This window comes from Rhodococcus kronopolitis (assembly GCF_042654025.1).
GTDB classification, from domain to species: Bacteria; Actinomycetota; Actinomycetes; order Mycobacteriales; family Mycobacteriaceae; genus Rhodococcus_G; species Rhodococcus_G kronopolitis.
The window spans coordinates 141,662-166,586 of record NZ_JBHSFO010000009.1; the positions used below are offsets into that span (position 1 = coordinate 141,662).

General features: G+C 69.2%; 27 protein-coding genes and 4 tRNA genes. 7 read left to right on the plus strand and 24 right to left on the minus strand.

The genetic code is table 11. The features are described from left to right. The 4 genes from ACFO6S_RS15265 to rplJ form a co-directional block, all read right to left on the minus strand. Nucleotides 1-795 (minus strand): MlaE family ABC transporter permease, encoded by a 795-nt coding sequence (locus ACFO6S_RS15265; protein WP_378418363.1) that lies wholly within the window; start codon nucleotides 793-795, stop codon nucleotides 1-3. Nucleotides 796-805: 10 nt separating this feature from the next. Next, nucleotides 806-1,846 carry an ABC transporter ATP-binding protein gene (locus ACFO6S_RS15270; protein ID WP_378418364.1) on the minus strand — a complete coding sequence of 347 codons (1,041 nt, stop codon included), beginning with the start codon at nucleotides 1,844-1,846 and terminating at the stop codon, nucleotides 806-808. Between the two features lie 225 nt (nucleotides 1,847-2,071). After that, nucleotides 2,072-2,458: a 50S ribosomal protein L7/L12 gene (gene rplL / locus ACFO6S_RS15275; RefSeq protein ID WP_378418365.1), complete on the minus strand. Its 387-nt coding sequence runs from the start codon at nucleotides 2,456-2,458 to the stop codon at nucleotides 2,072-2,074. A gap of 78 nt (nucleotides 2,459-2,536) precedes the next feature. After that, nucleotides 2,537-3,097 (minus strand): 50S ribosomal protein L10, encoded by a 561-nt coding sequence (rplJ, locus tag ACFO6S_RS15280; RefSeq protein ID WP_378418367.1) that lies wholly within the window; start codon nucleotides 3,095-3,097, stop codon nucleotides 2,537-2,539. Between the two features lie 497 nt (nucleotides 3,098-3,594). On the opposite strand from rplJ, the gene ACFO6S_RS15285 reads away from it, so the two are divergent. Then, a complete protein-coding gene (locus tag ACFO6S_RS15285) occupies nucleotides 3,595-5,211 on the plus strand; it encodes an MFS transporter (protein ID WP_378418710.1) in 1,617 nt (538 codons plus the stop codon). Between the two features lie 65 nt (nucleotides 5,212-5,276). Here ACFO6S_RS15285 and rplA read toward each other — a convergent pair whose 3' ends face one another. From rplA to ACFO6S_RS15340, 11 genes are all read right to left on the minus strand, one after another. Beyond that, nucleotides 5,277-5,993, minus strand: a complete 717-nt coding sequence (rplA, locus tag ACFO6S_RS15290) for a 50S ribosomal protein L1 (protein WP_378418369.1) — start codon at nucleotides 5,991-5,993, stop codon at nucleotides 5,277-5,279. Between the two features lie 75 nt (nucleotides 5,994-6,068). Then, nucleotides 6,069-6,503 (minus strand): 50S ribosomal protein L11, encoded by a 435-nt coding sequence (gene rplK, locus ACFO6S_RS15295; protein ID WP_378418371.1) that lies wholly within the window; start codon nucleotides 6,501-6,503, stop codon nucleotides 6,069-6,071. Nucleotides 6,504-6,597: 94 nt separating this feature from the next. Continuing rightward, nucleotides 6,598-7,428 carry a transcription termination/antitermination protein NusG gene (gene nusG / locus ACFO6S_RS15300; RefSeq protein WP_378418373.1) on the minus strand — a complete coding sequence of 277 codons (831 nt, stop codon included), beginning with the start codon at nucleotides 7,426-7,428 and terminating at the stop codon, nucleotides 6,598-6,600. 40 nt (nucleotides 7,429-7,468) lie between these two features. Next, nucleotides 7,469-7,894: a preprotein translocase subunit SecE gene (secE, locus tag ACFO6S_RS15305; protein WP_378418375.1), complete on the minus strand. Its 426-nt coding sequence runs from the start codon at nucleotides 7,892-7,894 to the stop codon at nucleotides 7,469-7,471. 32 nt (nucleotides 7,895-7,926) lie between these two features. Beyond that, nucleotides 7,927-7,999: transfer RNA gene (locus ACFO6S_RS15310), tRNA-Trp, on the minus strand. 237 nt (nucleotides 8,000-8,236) lie between these two features. After that, nucleotides 8,237-8,665, minus strand: a complete 429-nt coding sequence (gene hadB / locus ACFO6S_RS15315; protein WP_378418377.1) for a (3R)-hydroxyacyl-ACP dehydratase subunit HadB — start codon at nucleotides 8,663-8,665, stop codon at nucleotides 8,237-8,239. Beyond that, nucleotides 8,665-9,120 (minus strand): (3R)-hydroxyacyl-ACP dehydratase subunit HadA, encoded by a 456-nt coding sequence (gene hadA / locus ACFO6S_RS15320; protein ID WP_378418379.1) that lies wholly within the window; start codon nucleotides 9,118-9,120, stop codon nucleotides 8,665-8,667. Before hadA ends, hadB begins: the two co-directional genes overlap by 1 nt. A gap of 159 nt (nucleotides 9,121-9,279) precedes the next feature. Continuing rightward, nucleotides 9,280-9,444 carry a 50S ribosomal protein L33 gene (rpmG, locus tag ACFO6S_RS15325; RefSeq protein WP_378418381.1) on the minus strand — a complete coding sequence of 55 codons (165 nt, stop codon included), beginning with the start codon at nucleotides 9,442-9,444 and terminating at the stop codon, nucleotides 9,280-9,282. Between the two features lie 65 nt (nucleotides 9,445-9,509). Beyond that, a tRNA-Met gene (locus ACFO6S_RS15330) sits at nucleotides 9,510-9,582 on the minus strand. 41 nt (nucleotides 9,583-9,623) lie between these two features. After that, nucleotides 9,624-9,696, minus strand: a tRNA-Thr gene (locus ACFO6S_RS15335). Between the two features lie 148 nt (nucleotides 9,697-9,844). Beyond that, nucleotides 9,845-9,927 (minus strand) — tRNA-Tyr (locus tag ACFO6S_RS15340). Nucleotides 9,928-10,094: 167 nt separating this feature from the next. On the opposite strand from ACFO6S_RS15340, the gene ACFO6S_RS15345 reads away from it, so the two are divergent. Continuing rightward, a complete protein-coding gene (locus ACFO6S_RS15345) occupies nucleotides 10,095-10,586 on the plus strand; it encodes a YajQ family cyclic di-GMP-binding protein (RefSeq protein WP_378418383.1) in 492 nt (163 codons plus the stop codon). A 136-nt stretch (nucleotides 10,587-10,722) separates the two neighbouring features. On the opposite strand, the gene htpX is transcribed toward ACFO6S_RS15345, so the two are convergent. Both htpX and ACFO6S_RS15355 read right to left on the minus strand, forming a co-directional pair. Then, on the minus strand, nucleotides 10,723-11,595 hold the full coding sequence (gene htpX, locus ACFO6S_RS15350) for a zinc metalloprotease HtpX (protein WP_378418385.1): 873 nt from the start codon (nucleotides 11,593-11,595) through the stop codon (nucleotides 10,723-10,725). Nucleotides 11,596-11,723: 128 nt separating this feature from the next. Beyond that, nucleotides 11,724-12,755, minus strand: coding sequence for a polyprenyl synthetase family protein (locus tag ACFO6S_RS15355; protein WP_378418387.1), 1,032 nt, complete (start codon nucleotides 12,753-12,755; stop codon nucleotides 11,724-11,726). 200 nt (nucleotides 12,756-12,955) lie between these two features. On the opposite strand from ACFO6S_RS15355, the gene ACFO6S_RS15360 reads away from it, so the two are divergent. Then, nucleotides 12,956-14,182, plus strand: coding sequence for a geranylgeranyl reductase family protein (locus ACFO6S_RS15360; RefSeq protein WP_378418712.1), 1,227 nt, complete (start codon nucleotides 12,956-12,958; stop codon nucleotides 14,180-14,182). Between the two features lie 40 nt (nucleotides 14,183-14,222). Here ACFO6S_RS15360 and ACFO6S_RS15365 read toward each other — a convergent pair whose 3' ends face one another. The 4 genes from ACFO6S_RS15365 to ACFO6S_RS15380 all read right to left on the minus strand — a co-directional run bounded on the left by ACFO6S_RS15365 (nucleotide 14,223) and on the right by ACFO6S_RS15380 (nucleotide 18,894). Then, complete coding sequence (locus ACFO6S_RS15365) at nucleotides 14,223-14,594, minus strand: Zn-ribbon domain-containing OB-fold protein (RefSeq protein ID WP_378418389.1); 372 nt, start codon at nucleotides 14,592-14,594, stop codon at nucleotides 14,223-14,225. Further along, nucleotides 14,591-15,535: an alpha/beta fold hydrolase gene (locus ACFO6S_RS15370; RefSeq protein WP_378418391.1), complete on the minus strand. Its 945-nt coding sequence runs from the start codon at nucleotides 15,533-15,535 to the stop codon at nucleotides 14,591-14,593. Before ACFO6S_RS15370 ends, ACFO6S_RS15365 begins: the two co-directional genes overlap by 4 nt. A gap of 169 nt (nucleotides 15,536-15,704) precedes the next feature. Further along, the gene (locus tag ACFO6S_RS15375; RefSeq protein WP_378418393.1) at nucleotides 15,705-18,044 is read right to left on the minus strand and encodes an ATP-binding protein; all 2,340 of its coding nucleotides are present in this window, start codon (nucleotides 18,042-18,044) and stop codon (nucleotides 15,705-15,707) included. Between the two features lie 151 nt (nucleotides 18,045-18,195). Beyond that, on the minus strand, nucleotides 18,196-18,894 hold the full coding sequence (locus ACFO6S_RS15380; protein ID WP_378418395.1) for a demethylmenaquinone methyltransferase: 699 nt from the start codon (nucleotides 18,892-18,894) through the stop codon (nucleotides 18,196-18,198). 206 nt (nucleotides 18,895-19,100) lie between these two features. Here ACFO6S_RS15380 and ACFO6S_RS15385 point away from each other — a divergent pair, with 206 nt between their 5' ends. Both ACFO6S_RS15385 and ACFO6S_RS15390 read left to right on the plus strand, forming a co-directional pair. Then, nucleotides 19,101-19,508: a YciI family protein gene (locus ACFO6S_RS15385; RefSeq protein WP_378418397.1), complete on the plus strand. Its 408-nt coding sequence runs from the start codon at nucleotides 19,101-19,103 to the stop codon at nucleotides 19,506-19,508. A gap of 9 nt (nucleotides 19,509-19,517) precedes the next feature. Next, complete coding sequence (locus tag ACFO6S_RS15390; RefSeq protein WP_378418399.1) at nucleotides 19,518-20,693, plus strand: RNA polymerase sigma factor; 1,176 nt, start codon at nucleotides 19,518-19,520, stop codon at nucleotides 20,691-20,693. A 1-nt stretch (nucleotide 20,694) separates the two neighbouring features. Here ACFO6S_RS15390 and ACFO6S_RS15395 read toward each other — a convergent pair whose 3' ends face one another. Beyond that, nucleotides 20,695-21,084 (minus strand): DUF3592 domain-containing protein, encoded by a 390-nt coding sequence (locus ACFO6S_RS15395; RefSeq protein WP_378418714.1) that lies wholly within the window; start codon nucleotides 21,082-21,084, stop codon nucleotides 20,695-20,697. Nucleotides 21,085-21,140: 56 nt separating this feature from the next. Continuing rightward, entirely contained in the window at nucleotides 21,141-22,772 is a 1,632-nt protein-coding gene (gene menD / locus ACFO6S_RS15400; RefSeq protein WP_378418401.1) for a 2-succinyl-5-enolpyruvyl-6-hydroxy-3-cyclohexene-1-carboxylic-acid synthase, read from the minus strand. Nucleotides 22,773-22,831: 59 nt separating this feature from the next. Between menD and ACFO6S_RS15405 the strand changes: the two genes are divergently transcribed. Then, on the plus strand, nucleotides 22,832-23,428 hold the full coding sequence (locus tag ACFO6S_RS15405) for a flavin reductase family protein (protein WP_378418403.1): 597 nt from the start codon (nucleotides 22,832-22,834) through the stop codon (nucleotides 23,426-23,428). Nucleotides 23,429-23,514: 86 nt separating this feature from the next. Further along, on the plus strand, nucleotides 23,515-24,393 hold the full coding sequence (locus ACFO6S_RS15410; RefSeq protein ID WP_378418405.1) for a siderophore-interacting protein: 879 nt from the start codon (nucleotides 23,515-23,517) through the stop codon (nucleotides 24,391-24,393). 71 nt (nucleotides 24,394-24,464) lie between these two features. Here ACFO6S_RS15410 and ACFO6S_RS15415 read toward each other — a convergent pair whose 3' ends face one another. Further along, the gene (locus tag ACFO6S_RS15415; RefSeq protein WP_378418407.1) at nucleotides 24,465-24,911 is read right to left on the minus strand and encodes a DUF6918 family protein; all 447 of its coding nucleotides are present in this window, start codon (nucleotides 24,909-24,911) and stop codon (nucleotides 24,465-24,467) included. Between the last annotated feature and the right edge of the window lie 14 nt (nucleotides 24,912-24,925).

Sequence of the window (24,925 nt, forward strand, 5' to 3'; positions counted from 1 at the left end):
TCACCCCCCCTTCGCAGGAACGACCTGCAGGTACACCATCGTCAGGATCAGATTTGCGAAGAACAGCAGGAGGAAGGTGATGACGACGGTCTGGTTCACCGCCTCGCCGACCCCCTTCGGGCCCGGATTCGGGTGCAGCCCCTTGTAGCAGGCGACGATGCCGGCGATGACGCCGAAGATCGCGGCCTTCGCCTCGGCGATGTACAGGTCCGGCAGCTGCGCCAGTGCCGAGAACGACGAGAGGTAGGCGCCCGGCGTGCCGCCCTGCAGGATCACGTTGAAGAAGTAGCCGCCGGTGATTCCGACGACGGACACCAGCCCGTTGAGCAGCACCGCGACCAGCACCATCGCCAGCACCCGCGGCACCACGAGCCGCTGGACCGGGTCGATGCCCAGCACCTCCATCGCGTCGATCTCCTCGCGGATGGTCCGGGAACCGAGGTCGGCCGTCACCGCCGAACCGGCGGCGCCTGCGATCAGCAGGGCAGTCACGATCGGACTGCCCTGCTGGATCACCGCCAGCACGCTGGCCGCACCGGTGAACGACTCCGCACCGAGCTGCTTGATCAGCGACCCGGTCTGCAGCGAGACCACCGCACCGAACGGAATCGCGACCAGCGCGGTCGGCAGAATCGTCACGCTCGCGATGAACCAGGCCTGCTCGATGAACTCGCGGAACTGGAACGGCCTGCGAAAGAGATTCCGGACGACGTCGACGAACAGCTGGACTATCAGACCGGCCTGAGTGAGACCGGCTGCGATCGGACCGCGCAGCCGGCTGGTGTCCCCCCCCATCTAGGGCGAGCTACCCGTGACTCTGGTACGTGGACTCCAGGCCGAATTCCTCGTATGCGGGAATCACCATGGTCTGGTCCTCGTTGAGGCTCTCGAGAATTGGCCGCTGCGCCTCGGGCGGCAGGGTGTGCAGGATCTCGCGCACACGGGCCTGCCGACGGCCGACCGCCTGACGCACCGGCATGCCGGGGGTCGCCTGCATCTGCGGCACCACGCCGGAAACCTCCTGGGAGCCGTCATGATGCCCGGCGTCCTTCATGGCGAGCTCCGCGGCCATCTGCGAGTCGTCCTTCTCCTCGGACATGCCGATCGGACCGATCTTGCTGCCGTTGAGGAACTGCTTGACGACCGGCTCCTCGCTGGTCAGCAGCACCTCGCGCGGTCCGAACATCACGAGCTGCTTGCGGAAGAGCATGCCCAGGTTGTCCGGCACGGTGCGGGCCAGGTTGATGTTGTGCGTGACGATCAGGATCGTCGCGTCGATCTGCGCGTTGATGTCGATCAGCAGCTGGGAGAGGTACGTGGTGCGCACCGGGTCGAGACCGGAGTCCGGCTCGTCGACGAGGATGATCTCGGGGTCGAGCACCAGGGCCCGGGCGAGACCGGCGCGCTTGCGCATACCGCCGGAGATCTCGCCGGGGAGCTTGGTCTCCGCGCCGACCAGACCGTTGAGGTCCAGCTTCTCCATCACGATCTTGCGGATCTCGGTCTCGGACTTCTTGGTGTGCTCACGCAACGGGAACGCCACGTTGTCGTAGAGGTTCATCGAGCCGAACAGCGCGCCGTCCTGGAAGAGCACGCCGAACATCTTCCGGATCTCGTAGAGCTCCTTGGAGCTGCACTGGAGGATGTCCGTGCCGTCGATGACGATCGAGCCCTCTTCGGGACGGAGCAGGCCGATCAGCGACTTCAGGAAGACCGACTTACCGGTACCGGACGGCCCCAGCAGGGCGCTGACCTCACCGGCAGGCAACGTCAGGGAGACGTCCTGCCAGATCTTCTGAGTGCCGAACGACTTGGTGAGCCCCTCGACCGATACCTCAACTCCCACCGAAAACCTCCACGCTCTGCTTACCTACCAAACCCATGTGGGTTGGGTCACTGTATCGCATCGGTGTGGCGCCCGTGACTGCCATCGCTACTGATCAGTACGGGCGCCCGAATCGCCTGGTTGCTCCGCACACCCGGGCCCGGAACGAGAAAGAGGGCCGCTCCCCGACGAACGGGGAGCGGCCCTCTCGAGCAGACCTTGTCACCAAGGCGCTACGAAACCGTCTTACTTGACGGAAACGGTGGCGCCGGCAGCGACGAGCTTCTCCTTGGCGGCCTCGGCCGCGTCCTTGGCAACCTTCTCCAGGATGGCCTTCGGCGCACCCTCGACGAGGTCCTTGGCCTCCTTCAGGCCCAGGCCGGCGACGACCTCACGGACGACCTTGATGACCTGGATCTTCTTGTCGCCAGCCGACTCGAGGACGACGTCGAACTCGTCCTGCTCCTCAGCAGCGTCGCCACCGGCGGCCGGGGCACCGGCAACGGCAACGGCGACCGGCGCGGCTGCGGTGACCTCGAAGGTCTCCTCGAACGCCTTCACGAACTCGGAGAGCTCGAGGAGGGTGAGCTCCTTGAACTGGTCCAGCAACTCTTCGGTGGTGAGCTTCGCCATGATGGCGGTCCTTCCTGTAAGTCCCATGTCGCTGATCCGCGACCGGGTGGGGTTATTGCAGTGATGCGCGGGTGCGGATCAGCTTTCGGCTGCAGCCTCGGCGGGAGCTTCGACAGCTCCACCCTCGGCGGCCTTCTTCTCCTGCAGCGCGGCGGCCAGACGGGCCATCTGCGATGCGGGAGCGTTGAACAGGCCAGCGGCCTTTGCCAAGTTGCCCTTCATCGCGCCGGCAAGCTTGGCCAGCAAGATCTCGCGGGACTCGAGGTCCGCGATCTTGTTGACCTCGTCCACGGACAGCGCATTGCCGTCCATGTAGCCGCCCTTGATGACAAGCGCCTTGTTGTCCTTCGCGAAGGCCTTGATGGCCTTCGCAGCGTCAACCGGCTCGCCCTTGATGAATGCAATGGCGGTCGGTCCGACGAACAGGTCGTCAAGGCCCTCGACGCCCGCCTCAGCGGCGGCACGCTTGACCAGGGTGTTCTTGGCGACGGAGTAGGTAGCGCCTGCTCCGAGCGCACGACGCAGCTGCGTCAGACTGGTCACCGACAGACCACGGTATTCCGTGATCACGGCGGCAGTCGAACCCTTGAACTGCTCAGTGATCTCCGCGATCGCGGTGACCTTTTCGGGCTTTGCCATACTTCGCCTCCTCTCGTGACATCGTGTTGGTGCGCCTGCCGTGCAGGCGTGGCCACAACATGAAAAACGCCCCGGTGCAGGGCACACGGGGCGTAAACGAGGAGGTTCGCATCCGATTCACACCGGAGGCTCGGCTCCCCTACCTCGTCCTCCTGCGTGGGTCGTCGGGCATGTCCCGAACCTTCAACCGATGCCGCAAGCGGCACCGATGACCAACGGTCTTGGGTAGAACTTCTTGGGGTGAACTCGAAACAAGTCTCGAACTCTTCGGGCCACGGTACCCGACGCCGAGACCGAACTCCAAAACGGCCGCACCGACCCCGACCTGCAAGTGGGCGACATCACGATCAAGGCGGGAAGTGATCGAGCAGTCATCGCATGCCGAATTTTGAGTGTGAATATGAGTTACACACAAAGCTAGGGTCGGGACCATGACGCCCACCTTGCACGGCCCGTCCGCCCCGGAGAGCCCGTCGGACCCGAAACGCCCGCCGGGGCTGATCGGTTCACCGGCCCGACGCTACGCAGCCCTGGCGGTGATCTGCCTGGCCGAACTGCTGGTGGTGCTGGACAACACCATCGTCAACGTCGCACTGCCCTCGATCGGCGTAGACCTGCGCACGAATGTCAGCGGCCTCCAGTGGGTCGTCGACGCCTACACCCTCACCTTCGCCGGACTGCTGCTGATGTGCGGATACCTCGGCGACCGGTACGGCCGCCGACGGATCATGGCCGTCGGTCTGGCCGGCGTCGCGGTCATGTCGGTCGCAGGCGCCAACGCGGAGAGCCTCGGCCAGGTGATCGCGGCCCGGGCGGCGATGGGGGTGTTCGCGGCGGCCGTCTTCCCTGCCACCCTCGCCCTGATCATCAACATCTTCACCGACCGGCGGGAACGCTCGCTGGCCATCGCCGCCTGGACCGCCATGGCCGGATTCGCCATCGCGATCGGCCCCATGACCGGCGGCTGGCTGCTCGAACACTTCTCCTGGCATTCCGTCTTCTGGATCAACGTGCCCGTTGCCGTCGTCGCGATCGTCGCGGTAGCGGTGCTGGTCCCCGAGTCGAAGGCCGCCACCGTCGGTCGTCTCGACCCGGTCGGTATCGCATTGTCGATCACCGGCATCCCCGTGCTGGTGTGGGCGATCATCGAGGCGCCCCGGTACGGCTGGACCAGCCCGGCCACGCTGGTCGCGATGGGAGTCGGCGCGGCTGCGCTGGCCGGCTTCATCCGCTGGGAACTGCACACCGCCGCACCGCTGCTCGACATGCGCCTGTTCCGGAACCGGCGCTTCTCGCTCCCGGCCCTGGCCATCGCTGTCGGCTACTTCTCGATGTTCGGCTTCCTGTTCCTGATCACCCAGTACTTCCAGGGCGTCCGGGAGTACACGCCGCTCGAGTTCGGCATCGCTTCGTTGCCGTTCGCCGTCTCGGTGGCCGTCGGCGCCCCGGTCGCCACCCTGCTCGCCCAGCGCATCGGCACCACCGCGGTGATCACCTTCGGCCTGCTGCTCACGGGCGTGGGTCTCTACCTGGGCGGCCTCGTCGACGTCGACAGCAACTACCTCACCGATGTCCTGCCGTCGATGGTCTCGATGGCCCTCGGGCTGGCCATCGTGCAGGGACCCGCCACCGAGTCGATCATGTCGTCGCTGCCCCTCGACGAGGCCGGTGCCGGTTCCGCGGTGAACGACACCACCCGTGAGATCGGCGGCACCCTGGGCGTCGCGGTGCTCGGGTCGATCGTCGCCTCCTACTACGTCTCGACGGTCTCCCCGGTCATCGACCGGGTGCCGGTCAGCTTCATGAACGACGACGAGAAGAGCTTCGCGAAGGCCACGGTGCTCAGCGTGCTCGAGATCCGCAAGCGGGAGATCCCGGCGCTGCTCGAACCCCAGCGCGAGCAGTTGATCACCGCGATGAAGACCACCGTGCTGCACGGCTCGCACACCGCATCCCTCGTCGCGACCGGTGCCGTGGTGGTGTGCGCGGTGATCGTGGCACTGTTCCTGCCCTGGGCACCCGACCGCGAGAACTCGGTGCTGTTCGGCTGGCGGGGCGGGGACCCGGCGAACCCAGACCCCACCGACGAACACGCGCCGGCCGAACTGCCCTGAGAACGCAGAAAGACGGCCGGTACGGAAGCGAACTTCCGTACCGGCCGTCTTGTCAGGGTCGAGATCTACTCGGCAGCATCCTCGAGGAGGTTGCGGGTCCGGTTCGGATCCACCGGGATGCCCGGTCCGGTGGTGGTCGAAACGGTGACCTTCTTGACGTACCGGCCCTTCGCGGAGGACGGCTTCGCACGCAGGATCTCGTCCAGTGCGGCGCCGTAGTTCTCCACCAGCTTGGCGTCGTCGAAGGACGCCTTGCCGATCACGAAGTGCAGGTTGGCCTGCTTGTCGACGCGGAAGTTGATCTTTCCGCCCTTGATGTCGTTGACGGCCTTGGTCACGTCGTTGGTGACCGTGCCCGTCTTCGGGTTCGGCATCAGGCCACGCGGTCCGAGGACGCGGGCGATGCGGCCGACCTTGGCCATCTGATCGGGGGTGGCGATCGCTGCGTCGAAGTCCAGCCAACCGCCCTGGATACGCTCGATCAGGTCCTCTGCACCGACTGCGTCGGCGCCTGCGGCCTCGGCCTCGGCGGCCTTCTCGCCTGCGGCGAACACGATCACGCGGGCAGTCTTGCCCGTGCCGTGCGGGAGGTTGACGGTGCCGCGAACCATCTGATCCGCCTTGCGGGGATCGACGCCCAGGCGAACGGCAACCTCAACGGTCGCGTCCATCTTGGACGACGCGGTCTCCTTGGCCAGCTTCGCAGCCTGCAGTGGGCTGTAGAGCTGGCTCTGATCGACCTTCTCGGCGGCGGCGAGGTACGCCTTGCTGCGCTTTGCCATGTGTTTCTGTCCTAACTAGCGGTTCAGGTTGTGGTAGCGGGCCTGGCCGGCCCTCCCACATGTGCTCTGGAGTTCTTAACCCTCGACCGTGATGCCCATGGAACGGGCAGTGCCGGCGATGATCTTCGCGGCCTGGTCGATGTCGTTGGCGTTGAGATCCTCGGCCTTGGTCTTCGCGATCTCGCGCACCTGGTCCATGGTCACCGTGGCGACCTTGGTCTTGTGCGGCTCGCCGGAGCCCTTCTGCACGCCGGCGGCCTTGAGCAGCAGCCGGGATGCCGGAGGGGTCTTCAACTTGAAGTCGAAGGTCCGGTCTTCGTACACGGAGATCTCAACCGGGATCACATTGCCGCGCTGGGACTCAGTCGCCGCGTTGTAAGCCTTGCAGAACTCCATGATGTTCACGCCGTGCTGGCCAAGCGCGGGACCCACGGGCGGGGCAGGGTTAGCCTGACCAGCCTGGATCTGGAGCTTGATGAGCCCGGCGAGCTTCTTCTTCTTGGGGGGCATCTTTCGTTCCTAATTTTGCTGGAGTGTTTTTCTTGCTACTGCAGTGCAAGTGTAGGGGGCTCGAACCTCGAGCCGGTCGGGTCCCTGAAGACCGTCAGATCTTCGAGACCTGGGTGAAGGACAGTTCGACCGGGGTCTCACGACCGAAGATCGACACCAGGACCTTGAGCTTCTGCTGCTCGGCGTTGACCTCGCTGATGCTGGCGGGCAGCGTCGCGAACGGTCCGTCCATCACGGTAACCGACTCGCCGATCTCGAAGTCGACCTCGATGAGCGGCTTCGCGGCGGACTCGCCCGAAACAGCGCCTGCGGTCGCTGCCGCGGCGGGCTTCTTCGCGCCCTGCTGCGGCATCAGGAACTTGACGACCTCGTTGATGGTCAGCGGCGAGGGACGCGAGGTGGCACCGACGAATCCGGTGACACCGGGGGTGTTGCGCACCGCGCCCCAGGACTCGTCGTTCAGATCCATGCGAACCAGGATGTAGCCCGGCAGAACCTTGCGGTTGACCTGCTTGCGCTGGCCGTTCTTGATCTCGGTGACCTCTTCGGTGGGGACCTCCACCTGGAAGATGTAGTCGCCGACGTCGAGGTTCTGCACGCGGGTCTCGAGGTTGGCCTTGACCTTGTTCTCGTAGCCTGCGTAGGAGTGGATGACGTACCAGTCACCGGGGGCGCGACGGAGCGCGGCCTTCATCTCGGCAACGGGATCGACGGGCTCGTCCTCGACGGCGGGCGTCTCGTCGGCCGAAGCCTCGGCCTCGTCGGCGGCGCTCTCGTCAACCAGGACATCGTCGACGTTCAGCTCAACGGCGACGTCACTGCCCTCGTCGGCGACTGCGCCGTCAGCGGACTCCGCAGCGACCGCGTCATCGGCTACATGCTCCTGCACTGCGGCCTCAATTGCGTCGTTCTCGGGGGTGCTCACTGGCGCACTCGCTTCCTCTCATTGCATTCGGGTGTCCGGATCAGCCGAACAGCCACCTGACGCCCTGGATGAACGCCAAGTCCAGGCCACTGATGTACGCCACCATGAAGGAGACGAAGACCAGGACAATCGTGGTGTAGGTGATCATCTGCTTGCGGTTCGGCCAGATCACCTTGCGGAGCTCCGACATGACCTCGCGCAGGAACTTACGCAGGCGCTTGAAGAGATTCTCCTTGCGCGGCGCGTCAGTCTTCGACTTCTTCTTCGCGGCCGGCGTGACCACAGCCGCGGATCCCGCCGTCACTGCGGCGGAGTCCGCTCCCGCGCCGACGGCGCGGTTACGGCGCCCCGGACGCTTGCCGCTGGGCCGAGAGGTCTCGTTGGGGTGAGAGTTCGCGTCGACGCCAGTGGCTTCGTGGTCCGAAGACCCCACCGCGTCGCCGGCCTTTCCGCGATCCTCGCTCACCCTAAGATCCTCTCAGTTGCTGGCATCCAGGGCAGGGGCGACAGGACTTGAACCTGCAACCTGCGGTTTTGGAGACCGCTGCTCTGCCAGTTGAGCTACGCCCCTTTGGTTGACCCGAAACTCCCGAAAACTCTCGGTCGAATCCTTCTGGCGAATCACTTTGTTCGGATCATCACAATCCGATCATCACAATCCGAACTGGTCAACCACTCTGTCATCACAGAACACGCGCGCGCCACCCTCGTCGGGCCGAACCGGCACCGTTAGGGCAGCGCGCAGTGCTGTAATTCCAGAAATCTCAGTGTACTTGACTGTGGCCGAACATCCCAATCGGCCCCCGGATCAGCGGAACCGCGCGATTGCGGTGGCCCGTCCGAAGATCTTCTTCTCGTCGACCTTGGCCACGATCGCGATGACCGCGGTCCGCGCCTCGTCGTCCACGGAACGAACCTTACCCGTCAGGACGATCTCCGTGCCCGCGCCGTCGTTGGGCACGAAGACCGGGCTGGTGAAGCGCACGTTGTACTCGATCACGGCGCCCGGGTCGCCGACCCACTCGGTGACGTAGCCGGCCCCGATGCCCATCGTGAGCATGCCGTGCGCGACCGCAGTGGGCAGGCCGATGGCCTGGGCCACGGCGTCGTCCCAGTGGATCGGATTCGGGTCACCGGAGACGCCCGCGTACTGCACCAGGTCCGACCGGGTGAGCTTCACGCTCTTCTCGGGCATCTCCTGGCCGGCCTCGATCTCGTCGAACGTCCGTGCCGCCATCACTGGTCCTCCTCGACGTGCCGGCCCATCAGCGTGGTGTAGGTGGTCTGCACCAGCTCACCGTCCTGATCGGTGATGTCGTTGCGCGTGACGATGATGTCGCTGCCCCCCATGGTGCGGAGCGAGTCGACATACACGTCGCAGTACAGGCGGTCGCCGACCTTGATCGGACGGTGGAAGACCAGCCGCTGATCGGTGTGCAGGATGCGACTGAGGTCGAGTTCGACGTCCATCGCCTTGAAGAACTCCTCCTGAGCGAGGAATCCGAACACCGAGATGAAGGTGAGCGGCGCAACCAGCGCGTCGTAGCCCAGCGCCTCCGCGGCCGCCTCGTCCCGGTAGGCCGGGTCGTCGCTCTTGACCGCGCGCGCGTACTCGCGCACCTTCTCGCGGCCGACCTCGTAGTAGTCGCTGAACCTGTGGTGCAGGCCAACGAGATCAGGAGTCAGTTTCACCGAATTTGCACCCTATCTGCACTGGACACAACAACGCGACGGCGCCGAGCGGCCGGATCGATGGGAATCGGTCCTGACCGCGGTGTCACCGTCGCGGATGTGTCGACACGAAAAAAATCGCGTGCCCCGCGATGTAGTCTGCGGGGCACGCGATGGACACTACTTGGATTCGCGATGCGCCTGATGAGTTCCGCAGTTCGGGCAGAACTTCTTCAGCTCGAGGCGATCGGGATCGTTACGCCGGTTCTTCTTCGTGATGTAGTTGCGGTGCTTGCATACGTCGCAGGCCAAGGTGATCTTGGGTCGAACGTCAGTCGAGGCCACGGTATGCCTTCTTTCGGGTGAATCTGATCGGGATCAATCAGGGTGTGTTGCCAGTGTCACTTGTGTAGCGATGGCCGGACTTGAACCGGCGACACAACGATTATGAGTCGTTTGCTCTACCAACTGAGCTACACCGCCTCGGTGCATCGATGCCAGTATAATAGGCACCCAATCCAGCGAGCCCCCTAACGGAATCGAACCGTTGACCTTTTCCTTACCATGGAAACGCTCTACCGACTGAGCTAAGGGGGCGGTGCTCCGCTGCACGATTCTCTGTGCGTTGAAGCCTCCAAGAGGTTACACAGTCTCGGTTCCAAGTACCAAATCGGCTGGTCAGGAACCATATTTGACTGTCTAACCACCGAGCCCCGGCGAGCTTACACTCACCGGGACCCAGGTGTGGCAGATGTAGGATTCGAACCTACGTAGGCATAAGCCGACGGATTTACAGTCCGCTCCCATTGGCCGCTCGGGCAATCTGCCTGGGTTTGCTCCAGGAAGCATCTCCGGACTGTTGCCAACCCGAGGACTTCCCTGACGCGTTGAGAAGAATACCTCCACCGGGGAGGGTAAATGCAAACCGTGTGGATATCGTGGGTTCTCACGCCCCGGCGCCGGGTCCGGGGGTTGTTCGAGAACTAGGAGTTGTCGTGGCGGATTCGTCCTTCGATGTGGTGAGCAAGGTTGACCGACAGGAAGTCGACAACGCCCTGAACCAGGCCGGCAAGGAGCTCGCGACGCGCTTCGACTTCCGCAACACCGGCGCGAGCATCGACTGGTCCGGCGAGGAGGCCATCACCATCACCGCGGACACCGAGGAGCGCGTGGTCGCGGCCCTCGACGTGTTCAAGGAGAAGCTGATCCGGCGGGACATCTCGCTCAAGGCGTTCGAGGCAGGCGAGCCGGCCCAGTCCGGCAAGATCTACAAGCTCACCGGCACCCTGGTGCAGGGCATCAGCTCCGAGAACGCAAAGAAGATCTCCAAGAAGATCCGCGACGAGGGCCCGAAGGGCGTCAAGGCGCAGATCCAGGGCGAAGAACTGCGCGTGAGCAGCAAGAAGCGCGACGACCTGCAGGCCATCATCTCACTGCTCAAGGGCGAGGACTTCGGAATCGCGCTGCAGTTCGTCAACTACCGCTAGGCCACCGCCTGCCAGGTACAGCGCCGCCCGGGCCCCACAGGGGTCCGGGCGGTCTCGTACGCGGCGAGGGGAAGGTGGGGCCTTGGGCACGCAGGCATCCGCCGATTCAGCGAGCGCAGCGGAACTGCCGAAGGCCTCAGTCGGGCAGCTTGCGGCCCGCCATCTCCTCGAGCCGGGCGATGCGCTCCGCCATCGGCGGATGGGTGGCGAACATCTTGCTCATCTTGTCGCCGGCCCGGAACGGGTTCGCGATCATCATGTGCGACTGCGCGGCGATCCTGGGCTCGGGCGCCAGCGGCTTGGCCTCCACCCCCCGTTCGAGCTTGCGCAGCGCCGAGGCCAGTGCCAGCGGGTCTCCGCAGAGCTCCGCGCCGGACTGGTCCGCCTGGTACTCCCGCGAACGCGAGACCGCCATCTTGACCACCGCCGCGGCGATCGGGCCGAGCAGCGAGACCAGCAACAGCGCGAGCGGGTTCGGCCGGTTCTCGCCGCGACCACCGAACATCGACGCGAACATCGCCATGTTCGCGAGACCGGAGATCACCGCCGCCATCGCACCCGCCACCGACGAGATCAGGATGTCGCGGTTGTAGACATGGGAGAGCTCGTGTCCGAGCACCGCACGCAACTCCCGCTCGTCGAGGATCTGCAGGATGCCGCTGGTGCAGCAGACCGCCGCGTTGCGCGGGTTGCGGCCGGTGGCGAAGGCGTTCGGCGCCGCGGTGGGGCTGACGTAGAGCCGGGGCATCGGCTGGTGCGCAGTCGTCGCCAACTCCCGCACGATCTTGTAGATGACCGGCGCCTCGACCTCGGTGATCGGCTGCGCGTGCATCGCCTTGAGCGCGAGCTTGTCGCTGTTGAAGTACGCGTAGGCGTTCATGCCGACGGCCAGGACCACCGAGAACAGCAGGATCGTGGGGTTCTTGAACAGCGCGCCGATGAAGACGATCAGCGCGGACATACCGATCAGCAGTGCGGCCGTCTTCAGACCGTTTGAGTACCGATTCACCATCGCCTCTTCTCTCGCGTTCGCCCGTGCCCGCTCACCAGGTCAACGACGAAACCCCGGGACGCGTTCCCGTGCGAGTGCGCACCCCGTACCCCAGGCGAACCTACCGGCCGAACGGGATCAACCGGTCACCCGACACGTTCGACGGTGTAGCCGACCAGACGTCGCAACGCCTCGTTCGCGGGCCCCTGCGGCAGCTCCGCGAGCTGGGCGCGTGCGGCGTCCGCGAACTCCGCGAGCTTCGCCTTGGCCGCGGCCATCCCCGGCGAACGGTCGAGCAGCACCAACGCCTCGGCAACCGCGTCGTCGTCGGTGACCGGGCCGTCGAGCAGGACCCGCAGCCGGTCGGCGTCCGGGCCCTGTTCCCGCAGCGCGTACAGCACCGGCAGGGTGTGCACGCCCTCGCGGAGGTCGGTCCCCGGGGTCTTGCCCGACTGCGCCGCCACCGAGGAGATGTCGATGATGTCGTCGGAGATCTGGAAGGCCGTGCCGACCGCGTCGCCGAGCCGCTCGAGCCGCTCGACGTCCTCGGCGCTCGCGCCGGAGAAGGTGCCGCCGAAGCGGCCGCACGCGGCGATCAGCGAGCCGGTCTTCTCCCACACCACCTTCAGGTAGTGCTCGATCGGATCCTGGTGGTCGCGGACCCCGATGGTCTCGCGCATCTGCCCGGTGACCAGCTCGGCGAAGGTCTCGGCGATGACGCGCACCGCCTCCGGCCCGAGCGTCGAGGTCAACCGCGAGGCGTGCGCGAACAGGTAGTCCCCGGCGAGGATCGCGATGCTGTTGCCCCACCGGGCGTTCGCGCTCGGCGCACCGCGGCGCATGGACGCCTCGTCCATCACGTCGTCGTGGTACAGCGTGGCCAGGTGCACCAACTCGACCACGGTGGCCGCGGTGACGGTCGCCGGGTCGACGGGGTTCGGCCCGAGTTGCGCCGTCAGCAGCGTGAACAGCGGACGGAACCGCTTGCCACCCGCCTTCGCCAGGTGCAGCGCCGCCTCGGTGAGGAAGTCCTCGCCGTCCGACAGCTCGCTGACCAGCAGCGCCTCGACGTCGGCGAGACCCTGACGAACAGAATCTGCCAGCTTCGGGTCGGCCAGGTCGACACCGGCAACGACAGTGTTTGTCGATTCGCTCGTGCTCACGATCTCAGTACCCATCCTGTTTCTCCGCGATGACCAGCACCAGATGCCTTACCTGTAACGGTAGTGAACCTAGCCGGTCGACGGCCCGCCGGGCCGGACGCGTCGGCGGACCATGCTGGTCGCGCCGGTCGGACGGGGCCTGAGAAGATACGACCGTGGCACCCCCCGTTGTCCTCCCAGACCCCCCATCCGGGCCCTCCGCGGCCGGTCCCCAGCTGCCGCCGGAGACCGAGGTACTCGTCGTCGGCGCAGGTCCGGCCGGTTCCGCGGCCGCCGCGTGGGCGGCCCGCGCCGGCCACGACGTGCTCCTCGCCGATGCCGCGACCTTCCCCCGCGACAAGACCTGCGGCGACGGACTGACCCCCCGCGCCGTCGCCGAACTCGACCGACTCGGCCTCGGCGAGTGGCTGGCCGGCCACACCGTCAATCGTGGGCTGCGGTTGTCCGGATTCGGGCAGGAGCTGGTGCTGCCGTGGCCGGGCGGGTCGCTGCCCGCCACCGGCAGCGCGGTGCCGCGGACCGAACTCGACGATCGGATCCGCCGGGTGGCGCTGGACGCAGGCGCCACGATGGCGCAGGGCGCCAAGGCCGTCGACGTCGAGCGCGACGGCGACCGGGTGCGCGCGGTGACCCTCACGACCGCAGACGGTCCGCGGGTGGTGCGTTGCCGGCAGCTGATCGTCGCGGACGGCGTCCGCTCGACCCTCGGCAAGCAACTGGGACGGCAGTGGCACCGGGACACCGCGTTCGGGGTCGCGGCGCGCTCCTACGTCGACTCGGGCCGCAGCACCGACGAGTGGATCACCTCACACCTGGAACTGCGGGACGCCGAGGGCACCGTGCAGCCCGGCTACGGCTGGGTGTTCCCGCTCGGCACCGGGCAGGTCAACCTGGGCGTCGGCACCCTGGCCACCGCGAAGCGGCCGGCGCCGGGCGCACTGCGACCGCTGCTCGAGCTGTACGCGGGGCAGCGTCGGGCCGACTGGGAACTCGACGGCCCGGTCCGGTCGGTGGCGTCCGCACTGCTCCCGATGGGCGGCGCCGTGTCCGGCGTGGCAGGACCGAACTGGATGGTCATCGGCGACGCGGCGGCGTGCGTGAACCCGCTCAACGGCGAGGGCATCGACTACGGGCTCGAGACCGGGCGGATGGCGGCGGAGATGCTCCGCGAAGGGGAGCTGACCGAGCTCTGGCCGACGCTGCTGCGGGAGCACTACGGGCAGGCGTTCTCGGTGGCCAGACGGCTCGCCGGGCTGCTCACGATGCCGCGCATGCTGCCCGCGTCCGGCCCGGTGGCGATGCGGTCACGGGCCCTGATGACCGTCGCGGTCCGGGTGATGGGCAACCTGGTCACCGAGTCCGACCGGGACCTGACGGCGCGGGCCTGGCGGGCGGCGGGCTCGGCCTCGCTGCGCATCGACGACCGGCCGCCGTTCAGCTGATCCGGCTGGGGCCTGCGGAACCCGGCCGACCCGCGGGGCGCTACGCCCGCCGGGTGACGAAGAGCGGGAACCGCTCCCCCGATTCGGTGCACCGGAAGACCGCGCGGCTGCCCGGGCCGGGCGGGGTGGTCTCACCGTCGAGCCAGGCGTAGATCCAGGGACCGTCGTCGAGCGCGACGATCGCGAGGGCACACGGCACCAGGCCTGCGGCCTCGTCCGACGGGGAGCAGTCCACCACCGTCCACGACACGATGGTCCCGGCGCCGGACGAGCGGACCCGTTCCAGGTCGTCGTCGCCGCAGCTCGTGCAGGCGGACCGGTCCGGGGACAGCAGGTCGTCGCAGGCACGGCAGCGCAGGATCATCAGCGGCGCCGCCATCTCGCTTCGGTTCAGGACACCCACGGCACTCATGCCGTCACCTCCACATCGACACCGGAACTTGCGAGTACTTCGGCCATCGCGTCCCCGAAACGCACCGGGTCGTCGATCAGCCAGCCGTGGTGGCCCGGCACCGTGACCACGGCGGCGTGGTGCAGTCGGGCACGCAGCGACTCGAAGCTGGCCCTCGGGATCACCGTGTCGCCGCGCCCCCACAGCAGCGTCACCGGCAGGCCCCGGGCCGCCAGCTCGTCGAGTTCGTCGGACAGGTCGGCGGTGCGGGCCAGGTGCGCGGTGCGCCAGAACGCCCCCGGGCTGCGCATCACGTTCCGCAGTGCGTCGACGGCGACCGCCGCGAACCCCGTGGCGGTCGGCCGGACGGCGAGCACGTCTGAAGTCGCCGCGGCGCCCCAGCTCCAGAGCGGCCGGTCGGCGATCGGGCGTACCCCCGCCGGACCGTCTGTCCAGGCAGCGCCGCCGACCGAGTTCACCAGGATCAGGCCCTCGACCCGGCCGGGCAGGTCATGGGCGGCCTGCGCGGCCACCCCACCGCCGAAGGAGTGCCCGACCAGGGTCACCGGTCCACGCACCCCGGCCGCGGCCAGGAACCGCCCCAGCCAGCGTGCGTACCCGGCCAGGTTCCGCTGCTCCAGCGGCAGCTCGGGAGTGCCGCCGAGGCCCGGCAGTGCCGGCGCGAGGACCTTCACGCCGCGCCCGGCCAGATGCTCCAGGGCTCGTCCGTAGGTGCGGTGGGTCAGTCCCCAGCCGTGCAGGAAGACCACCGCGCGGCCCGCGCCTGCCGACGCGTAGGAGACCTGTTCCCCGTCGACGCGCGCCTCGTGCCAGGCGAGCCGGGCTGCGGCGGTCCCGGTCTCCGTCACCGGCGGCGACGGGGCGGGCGCGGCCGTCAGCGGGCGGGAGCGCAGGGCATGCGGGTGGGGCCGGGGGCGGCACATCGGTACGGTCTGGGCCATCGGGGACATCAGGCGAACCTCATCCTTGTGGGTTGGGAACGGCTTCCAGAGTCCACGTCGGGCCGCGCGGGGACCACGGTCGAACGGACGGGGGACATACCTGTTTTCGTCGGGAGGGATACCCGGGTGCCGTCGCCGAACGGGCGGCGCACGTCACTCTCGCCGCAGGTCAGGCGTCCTTCGCCTGCCCCCGCTCGGCCATCCAGGCGGCAATCTGCGCGCGTGAGGTGAACCCGAGCTTGGCCAGCACGTGCTCCACGTGTCCCTGCGCGGTGCGCTGCGCGATCACCAGTTTCCCCGCGACCTCACGGTTGGTCAGACCCTGCGCCACCAACTCCGCGACCTGCTGCTCGCGGCGCGTCAGCTTCACCGGCCCGCCGTCACCGGACCGCGGCGCGGGCGTGACGTCCTCCTCCAGGGCGAAGGCGAAGGCCTCGGCCGGGGTGAACCCGCGGCCCCGTCCGAATACCGACTCGAAGCCGCCACCGAGTGCCTGCCGAGTCCGCCGTTCGACCTCCTGGTGCCGGGCGAGCAGGGTGGGAACGATCACCGTGGTGCCCCCGAGTCCCCTGCACAGCACCTCCGTGGCACCCATCAGCACGGCGGCCCGCTCCCACTTGTGCTCGCTCGCACCGATCCACGCCAGGATCTGCAGGCACCAACCGGCGCTGACCGCATCGCCCGCCATCCGGGTGTGGCTCAGGCCCTCCCGCACCAGCTCCTCCGCCCGGTTGTTGTCGTCCCCCAGCTCCCACAGCACCAGGCCGAGGGTCCACAGGGCGCGTGCCCGGTACAGGGACTCCCCGCGCGGCTCGGTGAGAGCGAGCACCTGACCGCAACAGGTCACCGCCCGGTCCACACTCCCGAGCAGACCGCTGGCCATCGAGAGCCCCTGCAGTGCGCTGATCTCCATGAGCAGGTTGCCCCGGGCCCGGAACGCGCCGACCGAGACCTCGAACACCGCGACCGCTTCCTCGAGCCGGCCCCTGCGCATCGCGAGTCGCCCCTCGGCATAGGTCGCGAACGCCCGGGACTCGTCGTCCCCCAGCCGACCCGCCAGCTCGCCCGCCTCCCGCACCAGGTCGATGCCCGCAGGCACGTCGCCCTGCAACCCGGCCAGCACGCTCTGCTTGTACAGCGCCTTGACTCGTTCGAGGGTGGGCCGACCGCCGCGGGCGGCCAGCAGCCGACCCAGCCAGCGTCGCCCCTCCCCGTACTGGCCCTGGCTCAGCCAGAACTGGAACATCGCGGAGGCCGTCCGCAGGCCGAGGTCTCCGGCCTCCGGGTCGTCGAGGCAGAAGTCCAGTGCGGCACGCATGTTCGGCTGCTCGCTGCCGAGGCGGTCGATCCACTCCAGCTGCAGTGGACCGATCCACTCGGCCTCCGCTCGCGCCGCCAGGTCCGCGTACCAGTCCCGGTGTCGCCGCCGCAGCACCTCGCCCCCGCCGGTCTCCGCCAACCGCTCGCGGCCGTACTCCCGGATGGTCTCGAACATGCGGAAGCGCACCACCGTCCCCCGCTGTTCGCTGATCAGTATCGACTTGTCGACCAGTGACGCAAGGGTGTCGAGCAGGTCGTCGCCGCGCGGCGGGGAGGCCGGATCGTCGAGGCAGATCCCCTCGACGGCGTCGAGTTCGAAGCCGCCTGCGAACACCGACAGCCGCCGCCACAGGTCCCGTTCGGACGGGGTGCACAGCTCGTGGCTCCAGTCGATGCACAGTTGCAGGGTCTGCTGGCGGCTCGGGGCCGCCCGACTGCCCCCGGTGAGCAGCCGGTAGCGGTCGGTCAGCCGGTCGAGGATCTGCTCCGCGGACAGCGCCCGCATCCGCACCGCGGCGAGTTCGATCAGCAGTGGGAGACCGTCCAACCGCGCACAGATGCCGGTGACGGCGGCGCGGTTGTCCTCGCTGATCCCGAAGTCCGGCACCGCGGCGGCGGCCCGCTGCTCGAACAGTGTCACCGCGTCGAACCCGGGCAGCCCCTTCAGCGTCGGCGGCCGGGACGGATCCGGCACGGCCAACGGCGGCACCCGCAGCACCGACTCCCCGCCGATGCCCAGTGCCTCGCGGCTGGTGGCCAGGATCCGCAACTCCCGGCAGGACCTCAGCAGCGCCTCGGCCAGGACGGCCGCGTCCGCCACCACGTGCTCGCAGTTGTCCAGCACCAGCAGGAGCTGGCGGTCGCCGATCTCCTCGACCAGCGACTCGGTCGGTGTCATCGCGGCCTGCTGCCGGTACCCGAGGGCGGTCGCGACGGCGTTCGCGGTCAGGTCACCGTCGTGCAGCTCGCCGAGCTCGCACAGCCACACCCCGTCCGCGAAGGAACGTCGGGCGTCGGCGGCGACGCGCAGGGCCAGCCGGGTCTTGCCGACGCCGCCGGTCCCGGTCAGCGTCACCAGACGCGCGGAGGACAGCAGTCGCCGCACCTCGGCCACCTCGTGGCGGCGGCCGACGAAGCTGGTCAGTTCCAGGGGCAGGTTCCCGACCTTGACTCGCACAGCTGTCGCCATCGGACCGTCACTCTCGTGCCGAACGGGTCCCCCAACGGCCAGGTTACGCCCGAGTGACGTTCGTCACCTCGCGCCCCGGGAACACCGTGCGGAGCGCCGTCGACGGTTGCGCATCGCGCTACCGCTCGCCGCCCGAACCTCGCGCGTCTCGCTACCGCTCGCCGCGGTGCAACGCCACGACTCCGCCGGTGAGGTTGCGCCACTTCACGTTCTTCCAGCCGGCCGCCTCGATCTTGAGCGCGAGCTCCTCCTGGGTGGGCCAGGCCCGGATCGACTCCGCGAGGTACACGTAGGCGTCGGGGTTGGAGCTGACCGTCCGCGCCACCATCGGCAGCGCCTTCATCAGGTACTCCATGTAGACCGTGCGGAACGGGCCGAACGTCGGGGTGGAGAACTCGCTGACCACCAGCCGTCCGCCGGGCTTGGTCACCCGGGCGATCTCCCGCAGTCCCGCCTCGAAGTCGGAGACGTTGCGCAGCCCGAAGGAGATGGTCGCGGCGTCGAACACCCCGTCCGCGTAGGGCAGGGCCATCGCGTCGCCTGCCACCATCGGCACCCGGCGACCGGCGCCGGCGTGCAGCATCCCCTTGGAGAAGTCGGTCGCGACCACCCAGGCGCCGGAACGGCCGAGCTCGACGGTGGACACACCGGTGCCCGCCGCGAGGTCGAGCACCCGCTCCCCCGGCTTGAGGTCGAGCGCGGCCCGCGTCGCCTTGCGCCAGCTGCGGTCCTGCCCGAACGAGAGCACCGTGTTGGTCAGGTCGTACCGCTTGGCGACCCCGTCGAACATCGACGCAACCTCGTGCGGATCCTTCTCGAGCGAGGCCCTCGACCCGTGTGTTGTTGCCACACCGTTGACCGTACAAGGCGCGCCGGGACCGTCCGTCACGCGGTGCGGGTCCGGCGCGCTCGGATCGGCGCCGCGCGGCGCCGCCTGCGGGGTCGCCGCGTCGGGTGGAAATTCATCCGGGAGCCGATGTCGAGAACCCGCGAGCCGCTCCGTCCCAGTGGTGAATGCGACCAGAATGGGGCCGCACCCACACCGAGGAGAACACCATGGCCAAGTACCTGCTGCTCAAGCACTACCGCGGCGCCCCGGCGGCCGTCAACGACGTGCCCATGGACCGGTGGACGCCGGAGGAGATCTCCGACCACGTGCGGTACATGCAGGACTTCGCGGACCGGCTCGAGGGCACCGGCGAGTTCGTCGACGGTCAGGCGCTCGCCCCCGAGGGGACGTTCGTCCGGTACGACGGCGAGGGTCGCCCGCCGGTCACCGACGGCCCGTTCGCCGAGACCAAGGACCTCATCGCCGGCTGGATGGTGATCGACGTCGACAGCTACGAACGCGCCGTGGAGCTGGCAGGCGAGCTGTCGGCCGCCCCAGGGGCGGGCGGGCAGCCGATCCACGAGTGGCTCGAGCTGCGGCCGTTCCTGACCGCACCGCCCACCGTCACCGAGTGAGCGCCGCCGGTGAATGAGGTCCTGCTCCGGAGCCTCACGCCGAGCGTGCTCGGCGTCCTCGTCCGCCGCGGAGCCGACTTCGCGGCGGCCGAGGATGCCGTGCAGGACGCGCTGGTCGAGGCGGTCCGCACCTGGCAGGCCGACCCGCCCCGGGATCCGAAGGGCTGGCTGGTCACCGTCGCCTGGCGCAAGTTCCTGGACGCGACCCGGGCGGACGTGGCCCGCCGTCGGCGGGAGGACCGTCTCGACGCGGAGCGCGGCTCGCCGAGCGACCGTGACGCGGATCCGTCGCCCGGTCCCGCGGCCGCGGTCGACGACACGCTGCAGCTCTACTTCCTGTGCGCGCACCCGTCGCTGACGCCGTCGTCCGCGGTCGCGCTCACGCTGCGTGCCGTCGGCGGACTGACCACCCGGCAGATCGCCCGGGCCTACCTGGTCCCGGAGGCGACCATGGCGCAACGCATCAGCCGGGCCAAGCGCACCGTCTCCGGCGTGCGGTTCGACCGGCCCGGCGACGTGGCCACCGTGCTGCGGGTGCTCTACCTCGTCTTCAACGAGGGCTACTCCGGCGAGGTCGACCTCGCCGCCGAGGCCATCCGCCTCGCCCGGCAGCTCGCGGCCTCGATCGACCACCCCGAGGTGGCGGGCCTGCTCGCCCTGATGCTGCTCCACCACGCGCGGCGCGCCGCCCGGACCGCGTCCGACGGCGCCCTGGTGCCGCTCGCCGAGCAGGACCGCGGGCGCTGGGACGGCCGCCTGATCGCCGAGGGCACCTCGATCCTGCAGTCGGCCCTCGCCCGCGACCGACTCGGCGAGTTCCAGGCCCAGGCCGCGATCGCCGCGCTGCACGCCGACGCACCGACCACCGAGGAGACCGACTGGGTACAGATCGTCGAGTGGTACGACGAGCTCGCCCGCCTGACCGACAGCCCGATCGTCCTGCTCAACCGCGCGGTCGCCGTGGGCGAGGCCGACGGGCCGCGGGCCGGCCTGGCGGCGCTCGCGACGCTGGACGACTCGCTGCCCCGGCACACCGCGGTCGCGGCATACCTGCACGAACGCGACGGCGACCCGGTGACGGCGGCGCGGCTGTACGTCGAGGCGGCCGAGCGGGCGCCCACCCTCGCCGAACGCGACCACCTGACCCGTCAGGCCGCCCGGCTCAACACCCGCCGAGGGCGTTGACCTAGCTCAGGGGCCGGGTCCGACGCCGGACCCACCACAGCACCGGCAATGCCAGCAGCCAGGTCACCACGATGACCGACCCGGCGGGCACCAACGCCACCCGGGCGTCGCGGCCGGCCACCCGGACCAGTTCCGGATCCGACTTGGCGTACTCCACGTCGATCCGCTGACCGACCGTCAGCTTGGTCGGGTACAGCACGCCGAGCTTCGGGTTGTGGTTCACCCCGTCCGGGGTCACGAAGCTGATCGCCGAGCGGCGGGCGCCTGCGGAGAGCACCTCGGCCGTCGCCACACCCCGGTCCGAGTCGATGGTGTGGTCGTTGCGCCAGGCCGCCAGCACCAGCAGCACCGCCAGCGCGGAGACGCCGATCGCGACCACCAGCACTCCCACCCCGACCCGCCGGCCGGCCTTGCCCCGTGCCCGGTCGGGCCGGGTCCCGGGGGCGCTCACAGCTGCGCCCGCACCGAGGCGTGCAGTTCGCGCAGCCCGGACCGTTCGGTCGACACCTCGAGCACCCGGATCCCGTCGGTGTTCGGCGCCCGCAGCGCGACCGCGAGCTGGTCCGGGTCGACGGCCCGGTGCGCCACCCGGTAGGCGGCGCAGAGCGCGGACAGGTCCATCCCGTGTGGGGTCCCGAACACCCGCTCGAAGACCCCGGAGTACTGCGGGTCGCCCTGCTCGAGCAGCTCGAAGATCCCGCCGCCGTCGTCGTTGGCGACCACCACCGTCAGGTCCCGCGGCCGGGGCTCGCCGCTGCCGATCAGCAGTCCGGACGCGTCGTGCAGGAAGGTCAGGTCGCCCATCAGCGCAACGGTCCGGGTGCGGTCGGAGTCGCCGCGGTCCGCGGCCATCGCCGCGCCGACCGCGGTGGACACCGTGCCGTCGATGCCCGCGACGCCGCGGTTCGAGAGCACCCGCACACCCCGCCTCGGGTAGCTGACCAGGGCCGCGTCCCGCACCGGATTCGAGGCGCCCAGCACCAGCTGGTCGCCGGGCTCGAGCGCGTCCATCACCACCGCCGCGACGTGCAGCCCGGTCGGGTGCGGATGTGCCGAGAGTTGTCTGCGCACCGCGTTGTCCGCGTGTTCGGTCAGGTGACGGCAACGCTCCAGCCAGGCCGGGTCCGGCGTGCCGGACACCACCGCGCGGGTGCCGGTGGCCAGCACGTTGCCGGAGACGTCGGGCCAGCGCGGCCCCGTGGTCAGCGCGTAGACCGCGACCCGGGGGTCGGCGAGCAGCGCCGCGACCGGCCGGTGCAGCGTCGGCCTGCCGGTGATCACCGCCTGCCGCGGCGCCAGCTGCGAGAGGGCCAGCGGGTGCAGCGGCGTCCCGTGCAGCGGGGCGGTCGGCTCGGCGACGGTGGGCAACCCGGCCAGCTCGGGACGGTGCCCGGAGCCGTGCCCGGAGATCACCACGGTGTCCGCGGTGACGTCCAGCTCCAGCGGCACGTCGAGCGCGCCGAGCGCGGTGGTCGTCCACGGCGCATCGCCGGGACGGCCCTCCGGCACCGGCCCCTGCGGGTGCGCGTCGGGCACCAGCGGTTCGCGCAGCGGCATGTCGAAGTGCACCGGCCCCGCGTTGCCGGACCGGGCGCCACGGGCGGCGGCGAGCACCCGGCACACCGCCGAGCGCCACTGGCTGTTCTGCGCGAGTGAGTCCTCGGCCAGCCCGAGGCTGATGGTGGCGCGCACCTGGCTGCCGAACAGCCCGAGCTGCTCGACGGTCTGGTTGGCACCGGTGCCGAGCATCTCGTAGGGCCGGTTGGCGCTCAGCACCACCAGCGGCACCCGGGCGTAGTTGGCCTCCAGGACAGCGGGGCCGAGGTTCGCCACGGCGGTGCCGGACGTCATCACGATCGGCACCGGGCGCCCGTCGGCGACGGCCAGCCCGACGGCCAGGAATCCCGCGGTGCGCTCGTCGATCCGCATGTGCAGGCGCAGCCTGCCCGCGGCGTCGGCGGCGTGCAGCGCGAAGGCCAGCGGGGCGTTGCGCGAGCCCGGACACAGCACCACGTCGCGGACGCCGCCCCGAATCAGCTCGTCGACGACAGCGGTGGCCTGGGCGGCGGACGGATTCACGCCGTCCAGGGTGTCAGATCGGCGCGAACGCGCGGGCGGCGGCTGGCAGCATGGCCCGGGTGCGCACCCTCTTCGAATCCGACGACCTCCCCGCCGATCGGATGTACCGGCTGCTGACCGCCTCGGTGCTGCCGCGTCCGATCGCCTGGGTCTCCACCAGGTCCGCCGCCGGCGTCACCAACCTGGCGCCGTACAGCTTCTTCACGGTCTCGAGCACGGCGCCGCCGGTGGTGCAGTTCACCTCGGTGACCCGCAAGGACAGCCTGCGGAACATCGAGGAGACCGGCGAGTTCGTGGTGAACCTGGCGACGGCGGCGCTGATCGACCGGATCAACGCGAGTTCGGCGACCTTCGCCGCCGATCTCAGCGAGTTCGACGAGGTCGGGGTGACGGCGGAGCCGAGCGCGACGGTCACGCCACCACGGGTCGCACAGTCCCCGATCGCGATCGAGTGCGGCCTGCACCGGGTGGTCGAGGTCGGCAACAGCTTCGTGGTGATGGGCGCGGTGCGGGCCATCTCGGTGCGCACCGACGCGCTCGCCGCGGACGGACTGCCGGACTTCGCGGCGCTGGCACCGGTCAGCAGGCTCGGCCGGGCCGAGTGGGGGCTGCCGCCCGAGGTCCGGGTGCTGCCCCGCCCGGGCCCGCCGACCTGACACCGTATTCGGTTAGGGTTACCTGACTCAGTCCGATCGCGACCCGACCGCGATCCGAACTGACCCAGCACCGAGGAACCGAGGACATGGCCAAGCGCAGCAAGTTCGTCAAACCCGAGAACCGGCACGTCACCACCGCGCGGGTGCTCGGCAGCAAACAGGTCAGCCCCCACTTCGTCCGCGTCACGATCGGCGGGGAGGAACTGCGCAGCTTCACGCCGATGGGCTTCGACCAGTGGTTCCGGCTGTTCCTCCCGCAGCCCGGACAGAGCGAGCTGCGGCTGCCGTCCAAGTCGAGCAACCTCTGGTACGCCCAGTACCTGGCGATGTCGAAGAGCACCCGGCCCGTGGTCCGCAACTACACGGTCCGCGCGTACCGGGACGCGGACCACGCGATCTTCGGCGAGGCCGTCCCGGAGATCGACATCGACATGGTGCTGCACGCCGCCGACGGCACGGAGGTCCCGGAGGGTGCCGACGACACGGAGGGCGACGGCAACGGACCGGCCTCGGAATGGGCCCGGTCGGCGGTCGCGGGCGACCCTCTGGCGCTGCTCGACGAGGGCCTGATCTACAACCCGACGCCGGACGCCGCCTGGCAGTTGCTGGTCGGCGACGAGAGCGCGTTGCCCGCGATCGCCGGCATCCTGGCGTCCTCGCCCGCCGACCTGCGGGCGGAGGTGTACCTGGAGATCCCGGACGCCGCGGACGCCCAGGAACTGGCCGCGCCGGCCGGGGTGAACGTGCACTGGCTGGTGCGCACGGACCCGCACGACCGACCGGGGGTGCTGGCGCTGGAGACGGTGCGGGCGGCGCAGCTGCCCGCCGGGCCGTCCTACACGTTCGTCGCCGGCGAGAGCGAGCTGCCGACCGGGCTGCGCCGGCACCTGGTCAACGACCGCAAGGTGCCCAAGTCCGACATCGCGTTCACCGGCTACTGGCGTCACGGCCGCGCCGCCTACTGAGCACAAAGCCCGTGTGTCCCTGGCGGTTGCGGTGGCAACGGCCAGGGGCACACGGGCCCGGTTCGAAACGACTAGCCGGCGTGCTTCTGGACCAGCGCGCCCAGGCGCGGCAGCGCCTCGACGACGTTCTTCTTGGCCGAGGGACGCATGGTCGAGTAGACCCTCTTGATCGCAGACTTGTCGGAGCTCTCGATCTTCTCGTCGGTCACGCCCAGCAGTGCGTCCGCGACCTGCTCGCCGCGGGCGGCCAGGTAGTCACCGAAGCTGGTGCCACCGTTCGCCGCGAAGTCCGCCCAGAACGGCTCGAGCCGCTCCAGGAAGCCGGGCAGCAGGCCCTCGACGGCGTCCGGCACGATCGACGGTCCGACCTTCTTGACGGCGCCGTAGCCCGCCTTGACGGCCAGGCCCGAGGCACCGCCCTTGTCCGAGACCTCGGCGTCGATCAGCTCCTGCGCGTCCGCGACGACGGCGGACAGCCGCGACGGGTCGAGCAGGGTTTCGTGCAGCGCTGCAACCACTTTCAATTCCTCCG